The sequence below is a fragment of the Citrobacter sp. Ce006 genome (assembly GCF_030336535.1).
GTDB classification, from domain to species: Bacteria; Pseudomonadota; Gammaproteobacteria; order Enterobacterales; family Enterobacteriaceae; genus Citrobacter; species Citrobacter europaeus.
Map to the genome: position 1 here is coordinate 580,680 of NZ_JAOWDO010000067.1, position 25,677 is coordinate 606,356.

Sequence of the window (25,677 nt, forward strand, 5' to 3'; positions counted from 1 at the left end):
TCCGTCCTTGCCTTAAAAGTCACTTTCGACGTACAGAGAATAAACGCTAGAGGGTTCCGGTTCCCCCATCAGAACACCAGACCTGACCAGACGTATAGCTGTTCTCCTGAGCGGCCAGGGTGACATAAAGCGGCGCGATTTCCACCGGTTGTCCAGGACGTCCCAGCGGCGCATTTGCCCCAAATTTCTCCACCTTTTCCTGCGGTTGACCGCCACAACACTGCAGCACCGTCCAGTATGGACCCGGCGCGACGGCATTAACACGGATCCCTTTCGGGGCCAGCTGTTTCGCCAGCGATTTAGTAAATGCCACGATAGCTGCTTTAGTCTGAGCATAATCAAGCAAGATTTCACTTGGCTCATAAGCCTGTACCGAGGAGGTATTAATTATCACGCTGTCTGGTGAAAGATGGGGTATGGCCGCTTTGGTGATCCAAAACATAGCGTAGACATTGGTCTTAAATGTTGCGTCGAAATCTTCTGTGGTGAGTTCCTCAATTGACTCACAAAATTGCTGACGACCCGCATTATTGACGAGGATATCCAACCCTCCCAGTCCTTTTACCGCCTGTGTTACCAGATGACCGCAAAAAGCTTCATCACGGATATCTCCGGGGATGGCCAAAACATTTCTGCCTGCTTTTTTTATCAGGTCGACCACTTCACGCGCATCGTCTTCTTCTTCAGGTAAATAGTTGATCGCAACATCAGCGCCTTCACGAGCATAGGCAATAGCAACAGCACGACCAATCCCTGAATCCCCACCGGTAATTAATACCTTGCGCCCATTCAGGCGACCGCTTCCCTGATAGCTGTCTTCTCCATGGTCGGGACGCGGTTGCATTTTCCCCGCCAGCCCAGGAAAGGGCTGCTGCTGCTGTTGAAAAGGCGGCGCCGGAAAACGCGCAGAATTGGTTTTATTGAAGGTCTTTTTTTCCTTGTTTAAGCCAGCCATGCAATTACCTCTCTTTATTTATCACAAAGACTAATAAGCGTAGACCAAAATGAATGGCATGACCTATATTATCCAGCTGTACTTAATTTTCTCGGAATATTACCCTCCCTACTTCCCCCTACCGTTACGCTTATATCCCCACCAACGTTATACTTAATTTAAACAATGTCATTTGAGACTTTTCCAGTTCGCAGTATTAATAAATAGCAACCACAATTTACATCTCAACCCAGGCAAAAGGGAGAACGTATGAAATTATCCATAACGCCATTATTATGTTGTTTTTTATTGTCGCCAGCGCTTGCTGATGATAACGGCGGGTTGAAAAATGATACAGCTCCACCGCCAGCCCACGCTCTGGATGAAGGTTATCGTGGGACCGAAGATGCAAGAATCATGACTGTCGAACAGGCCAAAACGATGCATGACGGTGCGACCATTTCTCTACGAGGTAATCTCATCGAGGATCAAGGCGGAGACAAATTTATCTTTCGTGATAAAACCGGCAGTATCCAGACTTTAATTCCACACGCGGTTTTCGATGGCCGAACGGTTAAACCCGATCACATGATCAGTATTAACGGTAGCCTCGATGCGAAAATGCAACCACCAGTTGTTCGCGTAAATAAGATCCAGAAGTAACGCAATAACCGGGAAGGAAGCCACTCTTCCCGGTCGATTTTCTTTATTCCTACGATTTTGCTAATGCTCACTTCTGCCCGTCATGGTCATTTCCTCCCCTCTTTTCCCTCACGTTTTTCTGTCTGCCAGCGAATCACGCGTTTAAGCGAGTCAGATGGGTCATGAAAATGCTAAGATAGTTAACAGAGTAGATTCAAAGTGGATAGCGGGTATGAATGTTGAACATGTCGCGATGTTGAATTCGCGTTTATCACCCTTGCTGCCCCCAAACACAAACGGTAATGGCAAATGTCATTAAGTATTAGTAAGATAGCCTCTTTATTTATAATCCTTTAAAATTATGCGCCTGGTTTTATCATCTCTGATCGTGATGGCTGGATTTCTGAGTGGTCAGGCTGCTGCCGCGCCTGAACAGGCTTCGCACGCCGATATTCGTGACAGCGGCTTTGTCTATTGCGTCAGCGGGCAGGTCAATACGTTCAATCCGCAAAAAGCGAGCAGCGGCCTCATCGTCGACACGCTGGCGGCCCAATTGTATGACCGACTGCTTGATGTCGACCCGTACACCTATCGACTGGTGCCTGAGCTGGCCGAAAGCTGGGAGGTGCTGGATAACGGCGCAACCTACCGCTTCCACCTGCGTCGTGACGTCCAGTTTCAGAAGACTGCCTGGTTTACCCCCACCCGTAAACTGAATGCGGACGACGTGGTGTTTACCTTCGAGCGCATCTTTGATCGCCAGCATCCGTGGCATAATGTGAACGGCAGTAGTTTCCCCTACTTCGACAGTTTGCAGTTCGCCGATAATGTCCAAAGCGTACGCAAGCTGGACAATAACACCGTTGAATTTCGTTTAACCCAGCCCGATGCCTCCTTTATGTGGCACCTTGCCACGCACTATGCTTCGGTGATGTCAGCAGAATATGCGGCTAACCTTGCAAAACAGGATCGCCAGGAACTGCTCGACAGACAACCCGTCGGCACGGGCCCGTACCAGCTTTCGGAGAATCGCGCCGGCCAATATATTCGACTGCAGCGCCATGAAAAATTCTGGCGTGGTACTCCGCTGATGCCGCAGGTGGTTGTGGACCTTGGCTCCGGCGGCACCGGACGCTTATCGAAACTCCTGACCGGCGAGTGCGACGTTCTGGCCTGGCCTGCCGCCAGCCAGCTCAGCATTTTGCGTGATGACCCACGCCTGCGTCTGACACTGCGTCCGGGGATGAACATCGCGTATCTGGCATTCAACACCAATAAACCGCCGCTGGATAACCCTGCCGTGCGGCATGCGCTGGCGCTGGCCATTAATAACCAACGGCTGATGCAGTCCATCTACTACGGGACGGCGGAAACCGCAGCATCTATTTTGCCTCGCGCCTCGTGGGCATATGACAACGAAGCTAAAATTACAGAATACAACCCGGCAAAATCGCGCGAACAGTTAAAAGCGCTGGGGCTGGAGAACCTGACCTTGCAACTTTGGGTTCCCACCAGCTCACAGGCCTGGAACCCAAGTCCGCTGAAAACCGCCGAGCTGATTCAGGCAGATATGGCTCAGGTGGGTGTGAAAGTGAAAATCATTCCGGTAGAAGGTCGATTTCAGGAGGCGCGATTAATGGATATGAACCATGATCTGACGTTATCCGGCTGGGCGACGGACAGTAACGATCCTGACAGTTTTTTCCGACCGTTGCTAAGCTGTGCCGCCATCAACTCGCAAACCAACTTCGCCCACTGGTGTAATCCGGAATTTGACAGCGTTCTGCGCAAAGCCCTCTCGTCGCAGCAGCTCTCATCGCGAATTGATGCCTATGACGAAGCGCAAAATATTCTCGCGAAAGAGTTACCAATCCTGCCGCTGGCCTCTTCACTGCGTCTGCAGGCTTACCGCTACGATATTAAAGGGCTGGTGCTCAGTCCGTTCGGTAATGCCTCTTTTGCCGGGGTTTCCAGGGAAAAGAAAGATGAGGTGAAAAAACCATGATTATCTTCACCTTGCGCCGTTTTTTATTGCTGCTGATCACCCTGTTCTTTCTGACCTTTATTGGATTCAGTCTGAGCTACTTCACACCTCATGCGCCGTTACAGGGCGCATCACTGTGGAACGCCTGGGTATTCTGGTTCAATGGCCTCATCCACTGGGATTTCGGCGTCTCCAGTATTAATGGCCAATTGATTTCAGAACAGTTGAAGGAGGTGTTCCCGGCGACGATGGAACTGTGCATTCTGGCCTTTGGTTTTGCGCTGATGGTCGGGATCCCCGTTGGTATGTTGGCAGGCATCACGCGGAACAAATGGCAGGACCGCTGCATCAGCGCATTAGCGCTAATGGGTTTTTCGATTCCGGTTTTTTGGCTGGCGCTGTTGCTGACATTGCTCTTCTCACTGACCCTTGGCTGGCTTCCCGTGTCGGGGCGTTTTGATCTGCTCTACGAAGTAAAACCCGTTACCGGTTTTGCCATTATTGATGCGTGGATCTCCGACTCGCCCTGGCGCGATGAAATGCTGGTCAGCGCAATCCGGCACATGGTGCTCCCGGTGTTGACGCTTTCCGTCGCCCCTACTACCGAAGTTATTCGCCTGATGCGTATCAGCACCATCGAGGTCTTTGATCAAAACTACATCAAAGCGGCCGCCACGCGTGGTCTGTCACGCTTAACAATTCTGCGCCGTCACGTCCTGCACAACGCCCTCCCGCCGGTGATCCCGCGCCTGGGTTTACAGTTTTCCACCATGCTGACGCTGGCGATGATCACCGAGATGGTCTTTAGCTGGCCTGGCCTTGGCCGTTGGCTGATTAACGCGATTCGCCAGCAGGATTACGCGGCGATTTCGGCGGGCGTTATGGTGATTGGCTCACTGGTTATCATCGTCAACGTCATCTCTGATATTTTGGGTGCTATGGCTAACCCTCTGAAACATAAGGAATGGTATGCCTTACGATAGCGTCTACAGCGAAAAGCGCCCACCGGGAACGCTGCGCACCGCGTGGCGTAATTTTTACGGCGATGCGACGGCGATGATTGGCCTGTATGGTTGCGCGGGATTAGCGATTCTGTGTGTTTTTGGCGGTTGGTTTGCCCCTTATGGCATCGACCAGCAGTTTCTCGGTTATCAGCTTTTACCGCCGTCATGGTCGCGCTATGGCGAAGTCTCATTTTTCCTCGGAACTGACGATCTGGGGCGTGACGTGTTAAGCCGCCTGCTCAGCGGTGCGGCCCCGACCGTTGGCGGCGCGTTTGTCGTCACCCTCGCCGCTACCCTGTGTGGTCTGTTGCTGGGCGTGGTTGCCGGTGCGACGCACGGTTTACGCTCCGCGGTACTGAACCACATTCTGGACACTCTGCTCTCGATCCCTTCGCTGCTGCTGGCGATTATTGTGGTGGCCTTTGCGGGGCCGCATCTGACCCACGCGATGTTTGCCGTATGGCTGGCGCTGCTGCCGCGCATGGTACGCTCCGTCTACAGCATGGTGCATGACGAGCTGGAAAAAGAGTACGTTATTGCCGCTCGTCTGGACGGCGCAACCACACTCAATATTCTGTGGTTCGCCGTTCTGCCCAATATTACCGCCGGGCTTATCACCGAAATTACCCGTGCGCTGTCGATGGCGATTCTGGACATCGCCGCGCTGGGTTTTCTCGACCTTGGCGCACAGTTGCCGTCACCAGAATGGGGAGCCATGCTGGGCGACGCGCTGGAGCTGATTTATGTCGCGCCGTGGACGGTGATGCTGCCAGGTGCAGCGATTATGATAAGCGTACTGCTGGTTAACCTGCTGGGTGATGGCGTGCGCCGCGCAATTATTGCGGGGGTGGAATAATGCCATTACTGGATATCCGTAACCTGACCATTGAATTCAGGACCGGCGACGAGTGGGTAAAGGCGGTTGACCGCGTCAGCATGACCCTCAATGAAGGTGAAATCCGCGGGCTGGTCGGCGAGTCCGGGTCCGGAAAAAGTCTGATCGCCAAGGCCATTTGCGGCGTTGCTAAAGATAACTGGCGCGTAACCGCAGACCGTATGCGCTTTGATGATATCGATCTGCTGCGCCTTTCAGCTCGTGAACGACGCAAGCTGGTCGGTCATAACGTTTCTATGATCTTTCAGGAACCGCAATCGTGTCTCGACCCCTCCGAGCGCATCGGACGTCAGCTGATGCAAAATATTCCGGCATGGACCTACAAGGGCCGCTGGTGGCAGCGCATTGGCTGGCGCAAACGCCGCGCGATTGAACTCCTGCACCGCGTCGGGATAAAAGATCATAAAGATGCCATGCGCAGCTTCCCGTACGAACTCACCGACGGCGAATGCCAGAAGGTGATGATCGCTATCGCCCTGGCTAATCAGCCACGCTTGCTGATTGCCGACGAACCGACGAACGCGATGGAACCCACCACTCAGGCACAAATTTTCCGCCTGCTGACCCGGCTAAATCAAAACAGCAACACCACCATTTTGTTGATAAGCCATGACTTGCAAATGCTCAGCCAGTGGGCAGACAAAGTTAACGTGATGTACTGCGGGCAAACGGTAGAAACTGCGCCCAGTAAGGACCTGGTGACGATTCCGCATCATCCTTACACTCAGGCGTTGATTCGCGCCATTCCTGATTTTGGTAGCGCAATGCCGCACAAAAGCCGCCTGAATACCATGCCAGGAGCAATTCCATTGCTGGAACAATTACCTATCGGCTGTCGTCTGGGGCCGCGCTGCCCTTATGCTCAGCGCGAATGTATCGAAACCCCAAGACTGACCGGAGCAAAGAATCATCTCTACGCCTGTCATTTCCCGCTGAATATGGAGAGAGAGTGAGATGGTAGAAACCCTGCTCGAAGTTCGTAATCTGAGCAAAACCTTTCGCTACCGGACGGGCCTATTTCGCCGTCAGACCGTTGAAGCCGTTAAGCCCCTGAGCTTTACCCTGCGCGAGCGTCAGACGCTCGCTGTGATAGGCGAAAATGGTTCTGGTAAATCTACTCTGGCGAAGATGCTGGCCGGTATGATTGAGCCCACCAGCGGTGAGGTACTGATTGACGATCACCCGTTAAAATATGGCGATTACTCATTCCGTAGTCAGCGTATCAGGATGATTTTCCAGGATCCGTCAACGTCACTTAACCCGCGGCAGCGTATCTCACAGATCCTCGATTTCCCGCTACGTCTTAACACCGACCTCGAGCCGGAACAGCGTCGCAAGCAGATCGTCGAGACCATGCGTATGGTGGGTCTGCTGCCTGACCATGTGAGTTATTACCCGCATATGCTGGCCCCGGGACAAAAACAGCGTCTGGGCCTTGCTCGAGCGCTCATTTTACGACCCAAAGTAATTATCGCCGACGAGGCTCTGGCCTCTCTCGACATGTCGATGCGTTCGCAGCTCATCAATCTGATGCTGGAATTGCAGGAAAAACAGGGTATTTCATATATTTATGTGACCCAGCACATTGGCATGATGAAGCATATCAGCGATCAGGTATTAGTCATGCACCAGGGGGAAGTGGTTGAACGTGGCAGCACAGCAGATGTTCTGGCCTCGCCGCTGCATGAGCTTACCCGTCGCCTGATTGCAGGCCATTTCGGCGAAGCGCTTACCGCTGACGCGTGGCGTAAAGATCGCTAGCAGATGCAGCCCTCCTTCAGCGGAGGGCAATTTTGCAATCAGTGGCAAACGCTGGGTAAGAGCAGTGTATCTACCTCGCTAAAAGCAACCGAAGGGAAAAGGGTTCCCTGCATCACCCAAACACCCGCAGCGCCTGCCTCGTCGATAAGACGTGCTGTTTCCACGCCCTCCACTGCAATACGGTCGCAATATTCACGAATGTTTTTCATTAGCACCGGGAACATTGGTTTTTCAACCTGCTCCAGGAAGAAACCACGATCCAGCTTCACAACGTCAAAACGACCGCACACCAGCGGACTGGCACCAATGCTGCCGGAACCCAGATCGCCCAGCCATAATGCGTTTGGGCCGTCGCGAAGTGAATTAATCAGTAGATTATTCAGACACACGGTATTCGTCAGAAAACGTTCTGAAAGTTCCAGTGCAACAAATGGCATTGCATGTAATGCCGATTTGACGATCGGGTCTCCAATCGCCAGTAGCGCCATTTCATCAATAAGGTTCAGAGTACAGAAAAGGTTGTGGCTTTCAAACCAGTCACGTTTTTCGGCAATTAATCGAATTTGCTCGAGCATGAAATGACGTTTTTGTTCGCTATTCCACGCTGAAATGATGAACTCCGGATGTAACGGAGAAACCGTATCTGAAGCAAACCGGGCGCTCATCTCAACTCCCAGTAACGTATCAGTTGTGTCTCTCATCGGTTCCGCGATGAAATGATAGTGCATAAGACCACTCCAATTGATCATAACTTCCTGATAATGCACTTTTAATCACAATCAATCAATAATATCGATCAATGTATCAATATCGATCGATAAAAACAATATATCATAAAGAACTGAATCTGGTCATATTTTTTGTTTTAAGAAAGTTCCTACCTTGCTATGTTTATAAACATAAGCTAGCAGTTAATAATACCATTGAGATGCCTTTAAAGCCTTGTATTTTCTCCATCCTTCCGCGCTTGTATAATCCTCATATGTCATGGGTAGTGATTGTCACTGCGGGCTGATTACTCTTCTACAAGGAACAAAGAGTGGGATATAATTGCAGCCCCATTTCGGGCAAGCTTGAAATTGTGATCATAACTCATTGATTGCTAAAAATAAGCAATGACCATAAGGATTAAAACTATGGGTTTCCTTTCCGGTAAGCGTATTCTGGTAACGGGTCTTGCCAGCAAACTTTCTATCGCCTGGGGTATCGCTCAGGCAATGCATCGCGAAGGCGCTGAACTGGCTTTCACATACCAGAACGACAAACTAAAAGTCCGCGTGGAAGAATTTGCAGCTCAACTGGGTTCCAGCATCGTACTGCAGTGTGATGTGGCGGAAGACGCCAGCATTGATGCAATGTTTTCGGAACTAAGCAAAGCCTGGCCGAAATTCGATGGTTTCGTTCACTCAATTGGGTTCGCACCTGCTGACCAACTGGATGGCGACTACGTGAATGCAGTCACCCGCGAAGGCTTCAAAATTGCTCATGACATCAGCGCTTACAGCTTTGTAGCGATGGCAAAGGCCTGCCGTTCCATGCTGAATCCAGGCTCTGCGCTGCTGACGCTATCCTATTTAGGCGCTGAGCGCGCCATCCCTAACTACAATGTGATGGGCCTGGCGAAAGCCTCTCTGGAAGCGAACGTTCGCTACATGGCTAATGCGATGGGTCCTGAAGGCGTGCGTGTGAACGCTATTTCCGCAGGTCCTATCCGGACACTTGCCGCTTCCGGCATTAAAGATTTCCGTAAAATGCTGGCGCATTGTGAAGCGGTTACGCCGATTCGCCGCACTGTAACCATTGAAGATGTGGGTAACTCCGCGGCATTCCTGTGCTCCGATCTCGCTGCCGGCATCTCTGGTGAAGTCGTTCACGTCGATGGTGGCTTCAGTATCGCGGCTATGAACGAGCTGGAACTGAAATAATCGTAAGTCCTCAATGGGCGGAATTAACCCGCCCATGACTCTTCTCTACCCGCCGCCATATATGCTTTTCTGATATTTATTATCACGTAACAATCTTTCATCCCCTCTTCTGCTTACGTCAGGATATTGCAGCGCAAACGATCCGGCGTAGTGGTATGACGACGTGTCCGGGTCGCCACTTTTTAGACCAAGGACCGCCCATGGAACAACGCCGAATTGAAGGCAAAAGCCACTGGTATCATGAGACGCAATCCAGCACGTATCCGCAAGATGTTTTGCCGCTGGTGCCGGAAGCCGCTCATGTCGACGACAGCTTTTTACTGGATCTGGCGATACCTGATGACGCCCTTTTGCCTTTTCAATCCTGGTTAACTCCTGCCCGTAAACTCGCCCAGACCCTCTTCCCGGCTCATGTAAACCAGGATCAGATGCACACATTCAGCGCCTATGATCGGATGAGTACAGCCTTAACTGTCGCTCAGGTGTATGGCGTCCAGCGATTGTGTAATCACTATGCCGCACGTTTAACACCGCTTCCTGGGCCGGACTCCTCACGGGAGAGTAACCATCGACTGGCGCAAATCACCCAATATGCGCGTCAACTTGCCAGCTCTCCTGCCGTGATAGGTGCACGCGATCGCCAGCATCTGGATGCTGTCGGGCTGACCACCAGCGATACCATTTTGATGAATCAAATTATCGGATTCGTCGGTTTTCAGGCCCGTATCGTAGCCCTGTTTCAGGCCTGGTCCGGACATCCGGTACGCCGAATTCCGGGACTGGATATACAGCAATTCGCTCACGCTGCGCCATTTAATGCAACAAACACAACCTGGCACGCTGCGCCATTCCCGATAGAAAAACATCCTGGTCTTGATGAGGCGGCGACCAGACGTTATCCCGATGAACTGCAAGCTCTGGCGCCATTACTGATACATTCACCGGTCATTTTGGATTTACTTGCGACGCTTATTTCCAGTACCCGGCGCAGCGCTGTACCGGCGCGGGCATTTTCTCTGACGGTGCTAATGACGTCACGGATTAACGGCAGCGTGGCCTGCTTTAATGAACATACTCACACAGCAAATGAATTAGCCGAGGTCATCGCCCTGCTTCGCCTGGATGAGCGTGAATTACAGCGTTGGGAACAACGACATCCGGTTGAGCGCGTCACCCTGCAGGCGGTACAATGGCTAACCCGAGCGCCTGACCGCTTTAGCGCCACGCTGTTAACTCCCTTGTTCGATCAGGACATCTCCTCTGAACAAGCGATTAACCTGCTGGCCTGGAGCGGATTGTGCGGATGGTTGAATCGCTTGAAAATCGCGCTGGGCGAGACTTGTTAACCGATCCACTTACTGAAAGAGCGCTTGCCGCAACTGATAGAATCGCGTAAAACTGTCAGCCGCTCTTTTAGCCACGAAAATAGACAATTATGCTTCAGGACAACCCGCTGCTAGCGCAGCTTAAACAGCAACTGCATTCCCAGACGCCACGTGCTGAAGGGGTGGTAAAAGCCACGGAAAAAGGCTTTGGCTTCCTGGAAGTCGATGCACAAAAAAGCTATTTCATTCCGCCCCCGCAGATGAAAAAAGTCATGCATGGCGACCGTATAGTAGCGGTTATCCATACAGAAAAAGATCGTGAATCTGCCGAGCCGGAAGAACTGATCGAACCCTTCCTGACGCGCTTCGTGGGTAAAGTTCAGGGCAAAAATGACCGCCTGGCGATTGTGCCAGATCATCCGTTACTGAAAGATGCTATCCCTTGCCGTGCCGCCCGCGGCGTCGAGCATGAATTTAAAGAAGGTGATTGGGCCGTAGCTGAAATGCGCCGCCACCCGCTGAAAGGCGATCGCACCTTCTATGCCGAGTTAACCCAATTTATCACGTTTGCTGATGACCACTTTGTTCCGTGGTGGGTCACGCTGGCACGCCATAATCTCGAAAAGGAAGCACCGGACGGTGTGGCAACTGAGATGCTGGATGAAGGTCTGATTCGTGAGGACTTAACCGCCCTCAACTTTGTCACCATCGACAGCGCCAGTACCGAAGATATGGACGATGCGCTGTATGCTGAAGAACTGGCCGACGGCAAACTGCAATTAACAGTCGCCATTGCCGATCCTACCGCCTGGATTGCAGAAGGCAGCAAACTGGATAAAACGGCAAAAATTCGCGCGTTTACTAACTATCTGCCGGGATTCAATATCCCGATGCTGCCACGTGAACTGTCTGACGATTTGTGCTCTCTACGTGCAAACGTTGAGCGTCCGGTTCTGGCATGTCGGATGACCATCACCGCGGATGGCGCGATTGAAGACAACATCACGTTCTTCGCAGCAACGATTGAGTCGAAAGCGAAGCTGGTCTACGACAACGTCTCCGACTGGCTGGAAGGCGCAGGCGACTGGCAGCCTGAAAACGACGCGATTGCTGAACAAATCCGCCTGCTGCACCGTATTTGCCTGAGTCGTGGTGAGTGGCGTCATAATCATGCACTGGTATTTAAAGATCGCCCGGATTACCGTTTCGTTCTGGGTGAAAAAGGCGAAGTGCTGGACATCGTCGCAGAACCGCGCCGCATCGCAAACCGTATCGTGGAAGAATCCATGATTGCGGCGAACATTTGTGCCGCCCGCGTGCTTCGCGACAAGCTGGGCTTCGGTATTTATAACGTCCATATGGGATTTGACCCCGCTAACGCCGACGCTCTGGCCGCGCTGCTGAAAACCCATGGCATGCACGTGGATGCCGAAGAGGTCCTGACGCTGGAAGGTTTCTGCAAACTGCGCCGCGAACTGGATGCACAGCCTTCTGGTTTCCTCGACAGTCGAATTCGCCGCTTCCAGTCTTACGCTGAAATAAGTATCGAGCCAGGTCCGCACTTTGGGCTGGGTCTGGAGGCTTATGCCACCTGGACATCTCCTATTCGTAAGTATGGCGATATGATCAACCACCGCCTGCTTAAGGCCGTCATCAAAGGTGAAAACATCGCCCGCCCTCAGGATGATACCACCGTGCAAATGGCGGAACGTCGTCGCCTGAACCGGATGGCTGAGCGTGATGTTGGTGACTGGTTATACGCCCGTTTCCTGAGCGACAAAGCCGGGACCGATACCCGCTTTGCAGCCGAGATCATTGACGTCAGCCGTGGCGGCATGCGTGTGCGTTTAATTGATAATGGCGCTGTTGCATTTATTCCTGCCCCGTTCCTGCACGCCGTTCGTGACGAACTGGTATGCAGCCAGGAAAGCGGCACCGTACAAATTAAAGGTGAAGTGGTTTACAAAGTCACGGATGTGATTGACGTAACTATCGCCGAAGTGCGGATGGAAACTCGCAGCGTTATCGCACGTCCCGCTATGTAAAATGTCGTAATCCAGCGACCTTTCTCATTTTGTGAAAGGTCGTTTTCTTTTTTCCGCCCAAATTCCCACCAGGCACTACACTTCTTTCAATCGGTCAAAATTATTTTTTTACTATTTTCAGTTCCGTTTGCTTTGCTTTTTACGGATTCTGGATTACACATAAATATATAAAAAAAACAATACGTTCAGCCATAATCACCCTGAATGAATCATGGCTACCCTTACTTTTGAGGCTCTATGCGCTTTAAACGGGATAGTACACATCATGAAAGACGTCCGGGAGCTGGTTACGTTGTATAGCTATGTGGGCACTCATAACCCCTACTGGCGTTTGTCAGAGGATTGCAACATCCTGCATTTCTCTATCGACGAAACGTCAGGCGCCGATCAGACCATCGAGTTATCACCTGAACAAGCCGATCGCATTCGCGAGATGACGGTGATTACGTCAAGTCTGTTAATGACGTTGCCCATTGAAGATGACGACATACCTGTGCATCTGGTCGGTCGAAAAATCAATAAACGCGAATGGGCCGGAAGCGCATCCGCCTGGGATGACACCCCTTCCGTCGCCCGCGACCTGGCTCACGGGCTCTCTTTTGCCGAACAGGTCGTTTCTGAAGCCAATTCCGTTATTGTCATTCTTGACCGGATGGGCAACATTCAGCGGTTTAATCGCCTGTGTGAAGAGTACACTGGCCTCAAAGAACGTGAAGTTATTGGCCAAAGTGTATTCACATTATTTATGAGTCGACGTGAGGCTGCGGCTTCACGGCGCAATATCGAGGTCTTTTTCCGCGAAGGTAATTCGTATGAGGTTGAGCGCTGGGTGAAAACCTGCAAAGGCCAGCGTCTGTTTCTGTTTCGCAATAAATTTGTGCATAACGGTAGCGGCAAGAACGAAATATTTCTGATCTGTTCCGGGACCGATATCACTGAAGAACGCCGCGCGCAGGAGCGACTACGGGTGTTGGCAAATACCGACTCCATCACAGGCTTACCTAACCGCAACGCAATTCATGAACTGATCGGCAATGCGATTGAGAACGCAGGCGATACGCAGGTCGGTATTGTGTACCTCGATCTGGATAACTTCAAAAAGGTAAACGATGCCTACGGGCATATGTTTGGCGATCAATTATTACAAAGCGTATCGCTGGCAATCCTCAGTTGTCTCGACGACAACCAGATACTGGCGCGGTTTGGCGGCGATGAATTCATTGTCCTGGCCACCGAAACATCCCAGGGCACACTGGAAGCTACCGCATCACGCATTCTGACGCGCCTGCGCCAGCCATTTCGCATCGGCCTGATTGAAATCTATACCGGATGCTCTATTGGTATTTCCCTCGCACCTCAGCATGGTCAGGACTGCGAGAGCGTCATTCGTAATGCGGATACAGCCATGTACACCGCAAAAGAAGGCGGTCGCGGACAGTTTTGTGTTTTCTCTCCGGAAATGAATCAGCGCGTATTTGAATATCTGTGGCTGGATACCAATCTGCGTAAGGCGCTGGAAAACGATCAGTTGGTTATCCATTATCAGCCAAAGATAACCTGGCGCGGTGAAGTGCGTAGTCTGGAGGCGCTGGTACGCTGGCAGTCCCCGGAACGTGGCCTCATTCCCCCACTGGAGTTTATATCCTACGCCGAAGAATCGGGGCTCATCGTCCCGCTGGGTCGTTGGGTTATTCTCGACGTAGTGCGCCAGGTCGCGAAATGGCGCGCCAAGGGCATAAACCTGCGCGTGGCGGTAAACGTTTCTGCCCGCCAGCTCGCCGACCAGACGCTTTTTACCGCACTGAAGCAGGTACTTCAGGAACTCAACTTTGAGTATTGCCCCATCGATGTTGAATTAACGGAAAGCAGCCTGATTGAAAATGAACAACTGGCGTTGTCCGTTATTCAGCAATTTAGTCAGTTGGGAGCGCAAATCCATTTGGATGATTTTGGTACCGGTTATTCGTCGCTGTCGCAACTGGCCCGCTTCCCGCTGGATGCAATTAAACTGGATCAGACCTTTGTCCGAGATGTACACAAGCAATCCATTTCACAGTCGCTGGTGCGAGCCATTGTTGCAGTAGCACAGGCGCTCAACCTGCAGGTGATTGCTGAAGGCGTGGAAAGCGCGAAAGAGGATGCGTTTCTGACCAAAAATGGCGTCAATGAGCGTCAGGGGTTTTTATTCGCTAAACCAATGCCAGCAGCCGCATTTGAACGTTGGTATCGCCGACATCTGAGTAAAAAAATGCGTTAATGTAGAGAAATTATACGTAGTGAATAGCCATAAATGGACATTACATGGAGATCTTATCTGCATGTAATCACAGAATATATAATATTCTCCAATCGTTCAGGTTAATACTATTTTTCCCTTCTCTTTTGCCATGAAATTCTGCATCATGAAATTCAAACTCTATTGCCATTAGGATGATGACCATGTCTGATATCGACGCTCAGCGTCTGGCCGAACGTATTGATACCGTGCTGGATATCCTCGTTGCAGGTGATTACCACTCAGCCATCCATAACCTTGAAATTCTGAAGGCTGAACTGTTAAACACTGTCAAAGAAGATACCGAATCTTTGGCGAAAAAGCCTAAGGCTCCGTGGGAGATCTGATGACATCGCACTTTTGATGTCGCTGCTATCAGCAAACTGCGGATAATGCAGTTTCCGTTTAATTTCCGATACGATATCGCTATAAAATTAATACTATGAATTCCCGACAACAATCTATTTTGCAGATGGTGACCGACAAAGGTCAGATGAGCGTCGCCGATCTGGCAAAACTCACCGGCGTATCAGAAGTGACGATCCGACAGGATCTGAACACGCTGGAAAAACAGAGTTATTTACGCCGAGCGCACGGCTTTGCTGTTTCATTGAACAGCGATGATGTTGAAACACGCATGATGACCAATTTCACCCTGAAGCGTGAGCTGGCTGAATTCGCCGCATCGCTGGTAAGCCCAGGCGAGTCCGTGTTCATTGAAAACGGCAGCAGCAATGCGCTTCTGGCCAGAACATTGGCTGAGCAAAAGGATGTCACCATTATCACTGTGAGCAGCTACATTGCCCATCTGCTGAAAGAAACCCCCTGCGAGGTAATTCTTCTCGGTGGAATTTACCAGAAAAAAAGCGAGAGTATGGTCGGCCCTTTAACTCGCCAGTTTATCCAGCAGGTACACTTCAGCAAGGCCTTTATCGGCATTGATGGCTGGCAAGCAGACACCGGCTTTACCGGACGCGACATGATGCGTTCTGACGTGGTTAACGCGGTGCTGGAAAAAGGCGCAGAAGTCATTGTGCTAACCGACAGCTCAAAATTCGAAGCCATCCACCCTTACACGTTGGGTCCGTTAGAGCGATTCAGCCGTGTAGTGACGGACTCCAGACTCAGTGCCAGCGTGCAAATGCAGCTCGAGCATTCAGGATTGACCGTCAATATCATTGATGCCCACGCATAAAATCTTCAGCAGATGATTTGTCAGCAGGCAAATCATCTCCTCTCTGAGAGTTATCTGACAGTCCAATTAAGACTTTTTACCTGTCGTTAACAGGATAAAGTCGTAAAATTAATGTTAGCGATATAACAGGAACGAACATCCAACTTCAGGATAGTGTTTGTAATGCCTTCGCTACACGGTTTCACGGAAATATCTTCTATAGTCTTAATTTAGCGCTATTCTTAAAGAACACTGGATTCCGTGAATCAATAATTCAGGAGAAAGTATTATGTTAGTAACGAGCAAAAAAATGACCGCCGCCATTCTGGCAATTACTCTGGCAATGTCTCTGAGTGCCTGCTCTAACTGGTCCAAACGAGACCGTAACACCGCTATCGGCGCTGGTGCGGGTGCAGTGGGTGGCGCAGTCCTGACTGATGGCAGTGCGCTGGGTACGCTGGGTGGTGCTGCAGTAGGTGGTATAATTGGCCACCAGGTGGGTAAATAATCTACGGTTGAACGGCTCGATATAATAATACGTTTACTTTTTCAGGTCTGTATTATTAAAAAGCCACGGATTTTTTCCGTGGCTTTTTTTATTAACCGCCTGCCAGTTTAACCTTCATTCCTTTGGCTTCCAGCAACGATTTAATCAGGTCGCGTTTGTCACCCTGTATTTCAATCACACCGTCTTTTACCGCTCCACCACACCCACACTTTTTCTTCAGTTCAGCGGCTAATTTGGTCAGTTCGGCATCGTCTTGATCAAGACCGGTAATCAGACACACGCCCTTACCTTTGCGGCCACTGGTCTGGCGCTGGATACGCACAATGCCATCGCCTTTTGGACGCTCAGGCGCCGTTTTCGGTTCATCAATACGCCCGGAGTCGGTTGAATAGACCAGACGAGAGTTTGAGTCGTTCATTTACGCACCTCGTTTCAGGGAGGCGTTGATCATCTTCAGCGTCTGCGCGGGATCCGCAGACTGCGTGACCGGACGACCAATCACCATGTAATCCACACCGGCTAACTGCGCCTGCTCCGGCGTCATAATACGACGCTGATCGCCCGCCTCGCTACCTTCCGGACGAATCCCTGGCGTCACCAGCTTAAATGCCTGACCAAACGCCTGCTTGAATCGCACCGCTTCCTGCGCTGAACACACTACCCCGTCCAGACCACAATTTTGAGTTAAGCGCGCCAGTCTCTCAGCATGCTCTGCAGGTGACAACGTCACGCCAAGATCGGCGAGGTCGCTGGCTTCCATACTGGTCAGAACCGTTACCGCAATCAGCAGCGGCGCGTCCTTGCCAAAAGGGAGTAAGGCTTCACGGGCTGCGGTCATCATACGTGCCCCGCCAGAGGCATGAACGTTAACCATCCACACACCAAGATCGGCTGCGGCTGCAACGGCATGCGCGGTGGTATTGGGAATATCATGAAATTTCAAATCAAGAAAGACATCAAAGCCACGCTGTTGTAAATCGCGAACCATCTGAGGTCCAAAAAGCGTGAACATCTCTTTGCCCACTTTCAAACGGCAATCACGAGGATCAATTCTGTCGACAAAAGCTAATGCTTTATCACGATTGGAATAATCGAGAGCGACAACGACAGGAGAATCAGTAACAGCACGAGAAGAAGATGAAGCAGTAAACGTCATGACCAGACCTTCTTGAGGATGGGCGCCTCCGGCGGCGCGAAATGGGTAAACGGCGTGCATTCTACCTGCGGTAATAGAAAATTAACAGGCGCGATTACATTTCTGCCAGGCGAAACTGGCAGCGGAGGTGAAGGATGGATCTATTAAATATAACTAGTATGTTGTAACTAAAGTGAGGTTTTTTTAAAAATTACAGCCCATCAAGTCCGCGAATGGGCTTAATGCTTGACCATGAACGGCAAGATGGGCAATGCCAGTACAGCGTATACGCGGTAAAACCACATTTCTGGCAGCGGTAGCGCGGCTTGCTGCGTACCTGCTCCCCGACCATATCGCGCAGAACCATCAGGCTTTCTTTGGCACGCCCTTCTTCTGCTTCGTTGAGATGGTAATCCATCAGTTTGTGGAACACGCGCATCGTAGGATGGCGTTGCAACTGCCGAGTGATATAAACCTGAGCTGTCTCAGCACCCTCACGCGCTTCAAGAATATCAGCCAGCATCAGTTCGGCGGCGGCGCCAGTATTCTCCTCAACGGCCCGACGCAAAAACTCCACCCACTCATCGTTTTTCCCCAGATGCTGGTAGCAGCTTTGCAGCATTTCCAGCGTTTCACTGACCAGTTCTTTATCCTGGGAAATCACCCGCTGTAGGCTTTCAACTGCCTTTGCGTAATCACCTTTCTCCATATACACGCGCCCCATCATGATGGATACCCGCGCACTGTTTTTATCTGCCGCTGCGCCTTTTTTCAACAGCGTCATGGCGCGATCCAAATCGTCGCTACCCATTTGCTGTAGGGCCAGTTCGCAATAGAAGTGGGCTATCTCATTACGCTGCTTGTCTTTACCAAGCTTCACCAGACGCTCCGCGACATCAATGGCTTTTTGCCATTCGCTGGTGGCCTGATAAATTTGCAACAGCTGCTGTAATGCGCCGACGCGAAAATCAGTTTCATCGGTCAGCTGATTGAACATGTCTTCAGCGCGGTCATACAAACCCGCGGCCATGTAGTCGCGTCCCAGTTGTTGCACGGCCAGTAAACGCTGCTCGTAGGTCAGCGAGGCACTTTCCATTAGCGTTTGATGGATGCGGATTGCGCGATCGACTTCACCGCGAGAGCGAAACAGGTTTCCGAGGGTGAGATGAGCCTCAACGGTGCCTGTGTCCTCTTTTAGCATATCAAGGAACAGATCCACCGCTTTGTCTTGTTGGTTGCTCAGGAGGAAGTTAACCCCGGCGACATAGTCACGGGAAAGACGGTTAGCTTCATCCTGCTTGTTTTGTTGCGCACTTCTGCGACCCATATACCACCCATAGGCAGCGGCTACAGGTAAAAGCAGAAACAACAACTCCAACATAAATAATTATTCCTTCACAACCGACGAATCGGCAGAAACCGCAACGTCGGTCGCAGGCGCAAGCTGGTTTTCCAGTCGTTTGATTTTACGTTCGGCGCGCGCAAGAGACACACGAACCTTCAGCCAGAAAAGGCCGCAAATTAACCAACCAATCGCAAAACCTGCGGCAAACAATACAGCAAGCAGCGTAGAGATACGATACTCACCCTGAGCCAGCAGGTAATTAAACGTAACCTGTTGATCGTTTTGCGCGCCTAATGTCACCGAAATAACAAAAATCGCCAACACCAGTAAGAAAATGAGTAAATATTTCACATTACTTCCCGTTATGTGGTTTGAGCGAATAAATCGTGTCCAACTTACCGCATTGAGCCCTTTAAATTACCATTTTCACAACGAGTGCGAAACGGAAAAGCGCTTTCCACTTTCTGATTTAAGGGCAAAATTTGAAAAATCAATCATCGCTAGCTTTCTTGTTCTCGCTGCGCAATTTCTTTTTTCTCCTGTACTGGCGGTGTTAATGGCCCGCATACCCGCTGCGCAAGCCACGTCGCCAACGTCACCAGCAGCCACGAAATCAGCGTTGCCACCACCAAATCACGGGGCCAGTGCATGCCTAACAGCAAGCGGCTACCCATAACGCCGGTGGCCCAGGTCAGCAAAAACACAATTGTCAGCGTACGTCTGCGCGGCCATAACAATCCTACTGCCAGTAAAGCCCAACTGGCGGCAAACATCGTATGCCCGGATGGAAAAGCGAACCCCGTTTCTTTTTGCCAGTGCTTGCGTAAAAACGTTGGAATATCCTGCTGTTCTGCCAATTGTTCTTTGACTAAGTGCCCACGATCTTTACGTTTTAAAGTGTAGAACTCATCAACCGGAATATGGTGCGTTTTTTCCAGCCACATGACAAAAGGTCGCGGCTCTTGCACCCTGTCTTTGACCCAGGACTTCACGCCCTGCCCGACTAAAATCGCTGCCGCCAGAATAGCAAACAACATCACTGCGGCTTTCAGACGAAAGCGCAGGCACCACAGAAACCATGCGCAGAGAACAACATGAGTGATAATTCCCCACGGCTGCGTCACCGTTTCCGTTACCCAGTACAAGGACTTTAACCACCAGACATTGTGTCCCGGCTGCCAGCTCCAGCCAGATACCCATACGGCAACCGGCATGATAAGTAGTAGTCCAGCCCCAACTGCGGTGCGCTTTGCAATAGAAAGCATTGCCTCTCCTTTCGTCGATAAGTCTCACAATCATAACTGAAAATTGCGCATGCCGGGAAAATTGACAATTTTGTGCCATTCCAAAAGCGAATCCTTGGTCGCGATTAGGTGAACGTCGTTGCCTTATGGCAAAATAGTGTAATACAGAACAGAAGCCGACAGGCGAAGGCACGACGAGTGCCAGCATAATCTGGAGAATTACATGCAGCTTAAACGTGTGGCAGAAGCCAAACTGCCAACCCCCTGGGGTGATTTCCTGATGGTGGGATTTGAAGAACTGGCAACCGGACACGATCATGTCGCATTGGTTTTTGGCGATATTACAGGCCAAACGCCTGTCCTGGCGCGCGTCCACTCGGAATGTCTGACTGGCGATGCACTGTTTAGCCTGCGTTGCGATTGCGGTTTCCAGCTCGAAGCGGCCCTCACCCATATTGCTGAAGAAGGGCGAGGGATACTGCTTTATCACCGTCAGGAAGGACGTAACATCGGCCTGCTCAACAAAATCCGCGCTTACGCGTTGCAGGACCAGGGTTATGATACCGTTGAAGCTAATCATCAATTGGGATTTGCGGCAGACGAGCGCGATTTCACGCTGTGTGCGGATATGTTCAAGCTGCTGGGTGTGGATGAAGTTCGTTTGCTGACCAATAATCCGAAGAAAGTAGAAATCCTGACCGAAGCGGGAATCAATATTGTTGAACGTGTGCCGTTGATTGTGGGCCGTAACCCAAACAATGAACATTACCTGGACACCAAAGCCGCCAAGATGGGACATTTGCTGAGCAAATAAGCATTGCCAGCACTGGTAAAAAAGCCTGCCCTCGCAGGCTTTTTGCATTTTAATTCAACATATTACGAATCACGTAATGCAGAATACCATCGTTTTGATAGTACGTTAGCTCCGTTGCGGTATCAATACGACAGCGGCATAGTATCACCTCTTTACGCCCATCCGGGCGTACCATACTCACCGGGACTGTCGCCCCCGGCTTAATGTTTTGTAAGTCCGTGATATCGATCGCTTCCTCACCGGTTAATCCCAGCGTTTTACGCGTGACGCCCTGCGGGAATTCCAGCGGTAAAATCCCCATACCAATCAGGTTAGAGCGGTGAATACGCTCAAAAGACTCAGCGATAACTACGCGAACCCCTAGCAAGCGCGGGCCTTTCGCCGCCCAGTCGCGGCTGGAGCCGGAGCCATACTCTTTCCCGGCAATAACTGCCAGAGGTACGTTCTCCTGCTGATATTGCATGGCCGCATCATAGATAGCCACCACTTCAGTTCCCGGCAAATGACGCGTCATGCCGCCTTCCACGCCGGGTACCATCTCATTGCGAATACGAATATTGGCAAAGGTACCACGCATCATCACTTCATGATTCCCGCGTCGTGAACCGTAGGAGTTAAAATCTTTACGTTCAACGCCGTGACTTTGCAGATAACGCCCGGCCGGGCTGTCCGGTTTAATACTGCCGGCAGGAGAAATGTGGTCGGTGGTGACGGAATCCCCGAGCATTGCCAGAATACGCGCGCCGTGAATGTCCTGAACCGGATCCGGCGTAGCCTGCATACCATCGAAGAATGGCGACAAGCGGATATAGGTCGAGTCAGACTGCCAGCCATAGGTATCAGCCCGATCAACCTGGATTGCTTTCCATTCTGGCGTGCCTTCAAACACTTCAGCATACTCTTTATGGAACATGGCGGTAGAGACCTGCTCTACGGCACGGGCTATTTCCTGGGCTGTCGGCCAGATATCTTTCAGATAAACGGGATCGCCTTTCCTGTCATGGCCTAACGGATCTTTCGTCAGGTTGATATTCATATTTCCCGCCAGCGCGTAAGCCACCACCAGCGGCGGAGACGCCAACCAGTTAGTTTTCACCAGCGGATGGATACGACCTTCGAAGTTACGGTTGCCGGAAAGTACCGCCCCTACCGTCAGATCGCCTTTTTTGATGGCGGTCTCGATAGGATCGGGTAAAGGCCCAGAGTTACCTATACAGGTGGTACAGCCATAACCTACAAGATTGAATCCCAGCTCATCAAGATATGGTGTGAACCCGGCCTGTGCCAGATAATCAGAGACCACCTTCGATCCAGGCGCCAGCGAGGCTTTTACCCACGGCTGACGTTTCAGACCCAGCGTCACTGCTTTTTTCGCCAGTAGCCCCGCCGCCATCAGTACGCTTGGGTTGGAGGTGTTGGTACAGGAAGTGATAGCGGCTATCACCACCGCACCGTCCGGCAGCTTATACTGCTGGCCGCTCATGGTGTAGTCCACGGGCTGACGGTCTTTCAGCGAGCTATTCACCTCAAGTTCATTACTGGCCGAAAAAGCTTTCGGTACATCAGCCAGCGCCACCCGATCCTGCGGGCGCTTTGGTCCGGCAAGACTTGCCTCCACGCTGCCCATATCCAGCTCCAGCGAACTGGTAAATACGGGTTCATCGCCGGCGTTACGCCACATGCCCTGCGCTTTGGCGTAGGCGCTGACCAGCTCAACCTGCTCCTCACTTCGCCCACTCAGACGCATGTATTCGAGGGTGATGTCATCGATCGGGAAGAAACCGCAGGTTGCGCCGTATTCCGGCGACATATTCGCAATGGTTGCCCGGTCGGCCAGCGGTAAGGTGTCCAGCCCATCACCGTAGAATTCAACAAATTTACCGACCACGCCGTGCTTACGCAGCATCTGGGTGACGGTCAGAACCAGGTCAGTCGCGGTGATACCTTCCCGCAGCTTGCCCACCAGTTTAAAGCCCACAACATCGGGGATAAGCATTGAGACGGGTTGACCCAGCATTGCCGCTTCGGCTTCAATGCCTCCAACGCCCCAGCCCAGTACACCGAGACCATTAATCATCGTCGTATGAGAATCGGTACCGACCAGCGTATCGGGATAAGCCACCCACTCACCGTCCTGTAACTCGCTCCAGACGGCTTTGCCCAGGTATTCAAGGTTAACCTGATGGCAAATCCCCGTCCCCGGCGGCACAACGCTGAAGCGACTAAATGCCTGCTGTCCCCATTTCAGGAACACATAACGCTCATGGTTGCGTTCCATTTCCAGACGAACGTTTTCTTCGAAAGCATCATCATCACCGAAACGATCCACCGTTACCGAGTGGTCAATGACCAGATCCACTGGCGAAAGCGGATTCACTTTTGCCGTATCCCCACCCAGACGTTTCACCGCTTCGCGCATGGCGGCCAGATCGACCACCGCCGGCACGCCGGTAAAATCCTGCATCAAAACGCGAGCAGGTCGATAGGCAATTTCACGATCGGCATGGGCGGTTTTCAGCCAATGCGCGAGCGCATGAATATCTTCTTCAGTAACAGAATTTCCGTCCTGCCAACGAAGCAGGTTTTCCAGCAAAACTTTTAGCGACTTAGGTAGGCGGGTGATATCACCCAGTGATTTCGCGGCCAGCGGCAGACTGTAGTAACGGTAGGTTTTATCTTTAACCTGCAATGTGTCCTTACTGGCTTCTCGTAGGGTCGACGACATAGCTCCTCCTTAAATGACAGGGTTGGATCCCCTGATTTTCTTCAGGGTTAGTATTAAAGATAACACAAACAAAATGTAACGCTTTGATAACAACTCAAATTGATAAAAGTGGCAGGTGAAGTCAATGGCGAGAGAAAGGTTAAAGCAATGAAAATTTAAACGGTGAATGTGTAACAGACAACGGCCACTCGATAATACGCGGATTAGCGTGGCTGATGGCGCTTGTTCGGAATTAATTAGTAGAGATACAAGACGGTGGGCTAATAATAGTAATAAAAAACATATTAATTATTGTTTCTGTTCATCATCATCAGCATCAGCAAACAGATCGATAAAGGCCCGCTGTTCAGGAGAGAGTTTCCAGGTCAGAGGAATATTCGGCTTATTCTCTGCGTCGCGTTGACTCTCATGTTCACGAGAGTCAGGAGATGGCGTTGCGGTGGAGCGTTGTTCCGGTGTGGACATCACCTACCCCCACACATTCCAGGCCACGAGCGCGACGATGATCCAGAATATCGCAGAGCCAAGAAACACAGCGAACCAGGCTTTACGTTTCATTGCGGGATCCCGGCGTGCTGGCTGGTTTCCTGAAGGCATCGCTAACCTCATACTATCGAAATCACTTATCATTTAGGCACCAAACAATTGGTACAATTAATCATCAGATAGGAGGAATCCTAATAAAAAAGGTGAAAAAAAGCCAGATAATTTTCGTGCTCGACCTGATAAATAAATTAATAGTTTGATCGGTTATAAATATTTGTGAAGGATTTTTGGCGCGCTTAGTAATTTGAAACTACTTTAGTGAAACTTCACCATAAACAATATACGGTTAATATAGAGATGAAAAATAATGAATAGTTCAGATTCTGTCGTCGGTATCGCTTTATGTTTAAGGATACCGACGAGGTTACAGTCGTTATTATTTCTCAGGTAATTTAATATCTTTAAACATGGCTTCAATATCGTCGTTGGAACGCAGCGCCACCGCCGTATCCACCACATCACGCGTCAGATGCGGTGCGAAACGTTGAATAAAATCATACATGTAACTGCGTAAAAAGGTGCTGCGACGAAAACCAATTTTGGTGGTGCTATGGCTGAAAATGTCATGCGCATCAACGCGAACCAGGTCAGGGTCGGACACAGGATCAACCGCCATACTGGCAATGACCCCCACGCCGAGACCCAAACGGACATAGGTCTTGATGACATCGGCATCGGTCGCGGTAAAAACAATGCGCGGCTCCAGTCCGGCACGATTGAACGCGGTGTCCAGCTCCGAACGCCCGGTAAATCCAAAGGTGTAGGTCACCAGTGGATACTGCGCCAGTTCCTCAATAGATACGGAAGATTTGCCCGCCAACGGATGGTCCGGCGTAACGACAATCGAACGGTTCCAGTGGTAGCAAGGCAGCATCACCAGGTCGTCATACAGGTGCAAAGCTTCCGTCGCGATAGCAAAATCTGCATTCCCTTTCGAGACGGCTTCGGCGATTTGCGTCGGCGATCCTTGATGCATATGCAATGAGACGCGAGGATAACGTTCAATAAAGCCTTTAATCACGTTTGGCAGCGCGTAACGCGCCTGAGTGTGGGTAGTAGCGATATACAATGAGCCCTTGTCCGGCCAGGTATGTTCGCCAGCTACGGACTTAATGGCCTCGACCTTGGACAAAACTTCGCGCGCAATACGAATAACTTCCTGTCCCGCTGGCGTAACCTGGGTCAGGTGCTTACCGCTACGGGCAAAAATCTGGATGCCAAGCTCATCTTCCAGCATGCGAACTTGCTTACTGATACCTGGCTGGGAGGTATAAAGCCCTTCCGCGGTTGAGGAGACATTAAGGTTGTGGTTCACCACCTCAACAATGTAGCGAAGCTGCTGTAATTTCATGTTAAGCCATCCCGATTTGCGCCATCAAATCATCGTTTCAGAGCA

Annotated in this window: 25 protein-coding genes; 14 read left to right on the forward strand and 11 right to left on the reverse strand. The window is 51.0% G+C overall.

Going from position 1 to position 25,677, the window contains the following annotated elements:
• Positions 1-46 precede the first annotated feature (46 nt).
• A complete protein-coding gene (locus OGV94_RS11835; RefSeq protein WP_286523391.1) occupies positions 47-955 on the reverse strand; it encodes an SDR family oxidoreductase in 909 nt (302 codons plus the stop codon).
• A 249-nt stretch (positions 956-1,204) separates the two neighbouring features.
• On the opposite strand from OGV94_RS11835, the gene OGV94_RS11840 reads away from it, so the two are divergent.
• From OGV94_RS11840 to sapF, 6 genes are all read left to right on the forward strand, one after another.
• A complete protein-coding gene (locus OGV94_RS11840; RefSeq protein ID WP_043016169.1) occupies positions 1,205-1,597 on the forward strand; it encodes a YdeI family stress tolerance OB fold protein in 393 nt (130 codons plus the stop codon).
• 340 nt (positions 1,598-1,937) lie between these two features.
• Positions 1,938-3,581 (forward strand): ABC transporter substrate-binding protein SapA, encoded by a 1,644-nt coding sequence (gene sapA, locus OGV94_RS11845; protein ID WP_047410878.1) that lies wholly within the window; start codon positions 1,938-1,940, stop codon positions 3,579-3,581.
• Positions 3,578-4,543 (forward strand): peptide ABC transporter permease SapB, encoded by a 966-nt coding sequence (gene sapB, locus OGV94_RS11850; RefSeq protein WP_043016167.1) that lies wholly within the window; start codon positions 3,578-3,580, stop codon positions 4,541-4,543. Before sapA ends, sapB begins: the two co-directional genes overlap by 4 nt.
• Positions 4,530-5,420: a peptide ABC transporter permease SapC gene (gene sapC, locus OGV94_RS11855; protein WP_043016166.1), complete on the forward strand. Its 891-nt coding sequence runs from the start codon at positions 4,530-4,532 to the stop codon at positions 5,418-5,420. Before sapB ends, sapC begins: the two co-directional genes overlap by 14 nt.
• Positions 5,420-6,412: a peptide ABC transporter ATP-binding protein SapD gene (gene sapD / locus OGV94_RS11860; protein WP_043016165.1), complete on the forward strand. Its 993-nt coding sequence runs from the start codon at positions 5,420-5,422 to the stop codon at positions 6,410-6,412. Before sapC ends, sapD begins: the two co-directional genes overlap by 1 nt.
• A 1-nt stretch (position 6,413) precedes the next feature.
• Positions 6,414-7,220 carry a peptide ABC transporter ATP-binding protein SapF gene (sapF, locus tag OGV94_RS11865; RefSeq protein WP_043016164.1) on the forward strand — a complete coding sequence of 269 codons (807 nt, stop codon included), beginning with the start codon at positions 6,414-6,416 and terminating at the stop codon, positions 7,218-7,220.
• Between the two features lie 38 nt (positions 7,221-7,258).
• Here the strand turns inward: sapF and OGV94_RS11870 are convergent, their stop codons facing one another.
• Positions 7,259-7,948 (reverse strand): EAL domain-containing protein, encoded by a 690-nt coding sequence (locus tag OGV94_RS11870; RefSeq protein WP_043016163.1) that lies wholly within the window; start codon positions 7,946-7,948, stop codon positions 7,259-7,261.
• A 408-nt stretch (positions 7,949-8,356) separates the two neighbouring features.
• Here OGV94_RS11870 and fabI point away from each other — a divergent pair, with 408 nt between their 5' ends.
• The 7 genes from fabI to osmB all read left to right on the forward strand — a co-directional run bounded on the left by fabI (position 8,357) and on the right by osmB (position 16,472).
• Positions 8,357-9,145 (forward strand): enoyl-ACP reductase FabI, encoded by a 789-nt coding sequence (fabI, locus tag OGV94_RS11875; RefSeq protein ID WP_043016162.1) that lies wholly within the window; start codon positions 8,357-8,359, stop codon positions 9,143-9,145.
• Positions 9,146-9,345: 200 nt separating this feature from the next.
• Positions 9,346-10,491: a carboxymuconolactone decarboxylase family protein gene (locus OGV94_RS11880; protein WP_080625246.1), complete on the forward strand. Its 1,146-nt coding sequence runs from the start codon at positions 9,346-9,348 to the stop codon at positions 10,489-10,491.
• An 89-nt stretch (positions 10,492-10,580) separates the two neighbouring features.
• Positions 10,581-12,515, forward strand: a complete 1,935-nt coding sequence (locus OGV94_RS11885) for an exoribonuclease II (RefSeq protein WP_080625247.1) — start codon at positions 10,581-10,583, stop codon at positions 12,513-12,515.
• Positions 12,516-12,780: 265 nt separating this feature from the next.
• Positions 12,781-14,772 carry a cyclic di-GMP phosphodiesterase gene (gene pdeR / locus OGV94_RS11890; protein ID WP_080625248.1) on the forward strand — a complete coding sequence of 664 codons (1,992 nt, stop codon included), beginning with the start codon at positions 12,781-12,783 and terminating at the stop codon, positions 14,770-14,772.
• Positions 14,773-14,954: 182 nt separating this feature from the next.
• Entirely contained in the window at positions 14,955-15,137 is a 183-nt protein-coding gene (locus OGV94_RS11895; RefSeq protein ID WP_047410865.1) for a YciZ family protein, read from the forward strand.
• A 95-nt stretch (positions 15,138-15,232) separates the two neighbouring features.
• Positions 15,233-15,985: a DNA-binding transcriptional regulator YciT gene (yciT, locus tag OGV94_RS11900; RefSeq protein WP_047410862.1), complete on the forward strand. Its 753-nt coding sequence runs from the start codon at positions 15,233-15,235 to the stop codon at positions 15,983-15,985.
• 268 nt (positions 15,986-16,253) lie between these two features.
• On the forward strand, positions 16,254-16,472 hold the full coding sequence (gene osmB, locus OGV94_RS11905; RefSeq protein ID WP_043016156.1) for an osmotically-inducible lipoprotein OsmB: 219 nt from the start codon (positions 16,254-16,256) through the stop codon (positions 16,470-16,472).
• Positions 16,473-16,563: 91 nt separating this feature from the next.
• Here the strand turns inward: osmB and yciH are convergent, their stop codons facing one another.
• The 5 genes from yciH to pgpB form a co-directional block, all read right to left on the reverse strand.
• A complete protein-coding gene (gene yciH / locus OGV94_RS11910) occupies positions 16,564-16,890 on the reverse strand; it encodes a stress response translation initiation inhibitor YciH (RefSeq protein ID WP_043016155.1) in 327 nt (108 codons plus the stop codon).
• Entirely contained in the window at positions 16,891-17,628 is a 738-nt protein-coding gene (gene pyrF / locus OGV94_RS11915; protein ID WP_105179604.1) for an orotidine-5'-phosphate decarboxylase, read from the reverse strand. It abuts the gene before it with no gap.
• 190 nt (positions 17,629-17,818) lie between these two features.
• A complete protein-coding gene (gene lapB / locus OGV94_RS11920; protein WP_043016153.1) occupies positions 17,819-18,988 on the reverse strand; it encodes a lipopolysaccharide assembly protein LapB in 1,170 nt (389 codons plus the stop codon).
• Between the two features lie 6 nt (positions 18,989-18,994).
• Positions 18,995-19,303 carry a LapA family protein gene (locus tag OGV94_RS11925; protein ID WP_006684318.1) on the reverse strand — a complete coding sequence of 103 codons (309 nt, stop codon included), beginning with the start codon at positions 19,301-19,303 and terminating at the stop codon, positions 18,995-18,997.
• Positions 19,304-19,452: 149 nt separating this feature from the next.
• Entirely contained in the window at positions 19,453-20,217 is a 765-nt protein-coding gene (pgpB, locus tag OGV94_RS11930) for a phosphatidylglycerophosphatase B (RefSeq protein WP_043016152.1), read from the reverse strand.
• 202 nt (positions 20,218-20,419) lie between these two features.
• On the opposite strand from pgpB, the gene ribA reads away from it, so the two are divergent.
• On the forward strand, positions 20,420-21,010 hold the full coding sequence (ribA, locus tag OGV94_RS11935; RefSeq protein ID WP_043016151.1) for a GTP cyclohydrolase II: 591 nt from the start codon (positions 20,420-20,422) through the stop codon (positions 21,008-21,010).
• A gap of 49 nt (positions 21,011-21,059) precedes the next feature.
• On the opposite strand, the gene acnA is transcribed toward ribA, so the two are convergent.
• From acnA to cysB, 4 genes are all read right to left on the reverse strand, one after another.
• Positions 21,060-23,735 carry an aconitate hydratase AcnA gene (gene acnA / locus OGV94_RS11940; RefSeq protein ID WP_043016150.1) on the reverse strand — a complete coding sequence of 892 codons (2,676 nt, stop codon included), beginning with the start codon at positions 23,733-23,735 and terminating at the stop codon, positions 21,060-21,062.
• A 288-nt stretch (positions 23,736-24,023) separates the two neighbouring features.
• A complete protein-coding gene (locus OGV94_RS11945; protein ID WP_167394267.1) occupies positions 24,024-24,200 on the reverse strand; it encodes a YciX family protein in 177 nt (58 codons plus the stop codon).
• A 3-nt stretch (positions 24,201-24,203) separates the two neighbouring features.
• Positions 24,204-24,365: a YmiA family putative membrane protein gene (locus OGV94_RS11950; RefSeq protein WP_008784933.1), complete on the reverse strand. Its 162-nt coding sequence runs from the start codon at positions 24,363-24,365 to the stop codon at positions 24,204-24,206.
• A 292-nt stretch (positions 24,366-24,657) separates the two neighbouring features.
• A complete protein-coding gene (gene cysB / locus OGV94_RS11955) occupies positions 24,658-25,632 on the reverse strand; it encodes an HTH-type transcriptional regulator CysB (RefSeq protein ID WP_043016149.1) in 975 nt (324 codons plus the stop codon).
• Positions 25,633-25,677 lie beyond the last annotated feature (45 nt).

Excerpts from the sequence above, each read along its gene's own strand:
- OGV94_RS11835 (WP_286523391.1), bottom strand. The coding sequence starts at position 955 with ATGGCTGGCTTAAACAAGGAAAAAAAGACCTTCAATAAAACCAATTCT.
- OGV94_RS11840 (WP_043016169.1), top strand. The coding sequence starts at position 1,205 with ATGAAATTATCCATAACGCCATTATTATGTTGTTTTTTATTGTCGCCA.
- sapA (WP_047410878.1), top strand. The coding sequence starts at position 1,938 with ATGCGCCTGGTTTTATCATCTCTGATCGTGATGGCTGGATTTCTGAGT.
- sapB (WP_043016167.1), top strand. The coding sequence starts at position 3,578 with ATGATTATCTTCACCTTGCGCCGTTTTTTATTGCTGCTGATCACCCTG.
- sapC (WP_043016166.1), top strand. The coding sequence starts at position 4,530 with ATGCCTTACGATAGCGTCTACAGCGAAAAGCGCCCACCGGGAACGCTG.
- sapD (WP_043016165.1), top strand. The coding sequence starts at position 5,420 with ATGCCATTACTGGATATCCGTAACCTGACCATTGAATTCAGGACCGGC.
- sapF (WP_043016164.1), top strand. The coding sequence starts at position 6,414 with ATGGTAGAAACCCTGCTCGAAGTTCGTAATCTGAGCAAAACCTTTCGC.
- OGV94_RS11870 (WP_043016163.1), bottom strand. The coding sequence starts at position 7,948 with ATGCACTATCATTTCATCGCGGAACCGATGAGAGACACAACTGATACG.
- fabI (WP_043016162.1), top strand. The coding sequence starts at position 8,357 with ATGGGTTTCCTTTCCGGTAAGCGTATTCTGGTAACGGGTCTTGCCAGC.
- OGV94_RS11880 (WP_080625246.1), top strand. The coding sequence starts at position 9,346 with ATGGAACAACGCCGAATTGAAGGCAAAAGCCACTGGTATCATGAGACG.
- OGV94_RS11885 (WP_080625247.1), top strand. The coding sequence starts at position 10,581 with ATGCTTCAGGACAACCCGCTGCTAGCGCAGCTTAAACAGCAACTGCAT.
- pdeR (WP_080625248.1), top strand. The coding sequence starts at position 12,781 with ATGAAAGACGTCCGGGAGCTGGTTACGTTGTATAGCTATGTGGGCACT.
- OGV94_RS11895 (WP_047410865.1), top strand. The coding sequence starts at position 14,955 with ATGTCTGATATCGACGCTCAGCGTCTGGCCGAACGTATTGATACCGTG.
- yciT (WP_047410862.1), top strand. The coding sequence starts at position 15,233 with ATGAATTCCCGACAACAATCTATTTTGCAGATGGTGACCGACAAAGGT.
- osmB (WP_043016156.1), top strand. The coding sequence starts at position 16,254 with ATGTTAGTAACGAGCAAAAAAATGACCGCCGCCATTCTGGCAATTACT.
- yciH (WP_043016155.1), bottom strand. The coding sequence starts at position 16,890 with ATGAACGACTCAAACTCTCGTCTGGTCTATTCAACCGACTCCGGGCGT.
- pyrF (WP_105179604.1), bottom strand. The coding sequence starts at position 17,628 with ATGACGTTTACTGCTTCATCTTCTTCTCGTGCTGTTACTGATTCTCCT.
- lapB (WP_043016153.1), bottom strand. The coding sequence starts at position 18,988 with ATGTTGGAGTTGTTGTTTCTGCTTTTACCTGTAGCCGCTGCCTATGGG.
- pgpB (WP_043016152.1), bottom strand. The coding sequence starts at position 20,217 with ATGCTTTCTATTGCAAAGCGCACCGCAGTTGGGGCTGGACTACTACTT.
- ribA (WP_043016151.1), top strand. The coding sequence starts at position 20,420 with ATGCAGCTTAAACGTGTGGCAGAAGCCAAACTGCCAACCCCCTGGGGT.
- acnA (WP_043016150.1), bottom strand. The coding sequence starts at position 23,735 with ATGTCGTCGACCCTACGAGAAGCCAGTAAGGACACATTGCAGGTTAAA.
- OGV94_RS11945 (WP_167394267.1), bottom strand. The coding sequence starts at position 24,200 with ATGTCCACACCGGAACAACGCTCCACCGCAACGCCATCTCCTGACTCT.
- OGV94_RS11950 (WP_008784933.1), bottom strand. The coding sequence starts at position 24,365 with ATGATAAGTGATTTCGATAGTATGAGGTTAGCGATGCCTTCAGGAAAC.
- cysB (WP_043016149.1), bottom strand. The coding sequence starts at position 25,632 with ATGAAATTACAGCAGCTTCGCTACATTGTTGAGGTGGTGAACCACAAC.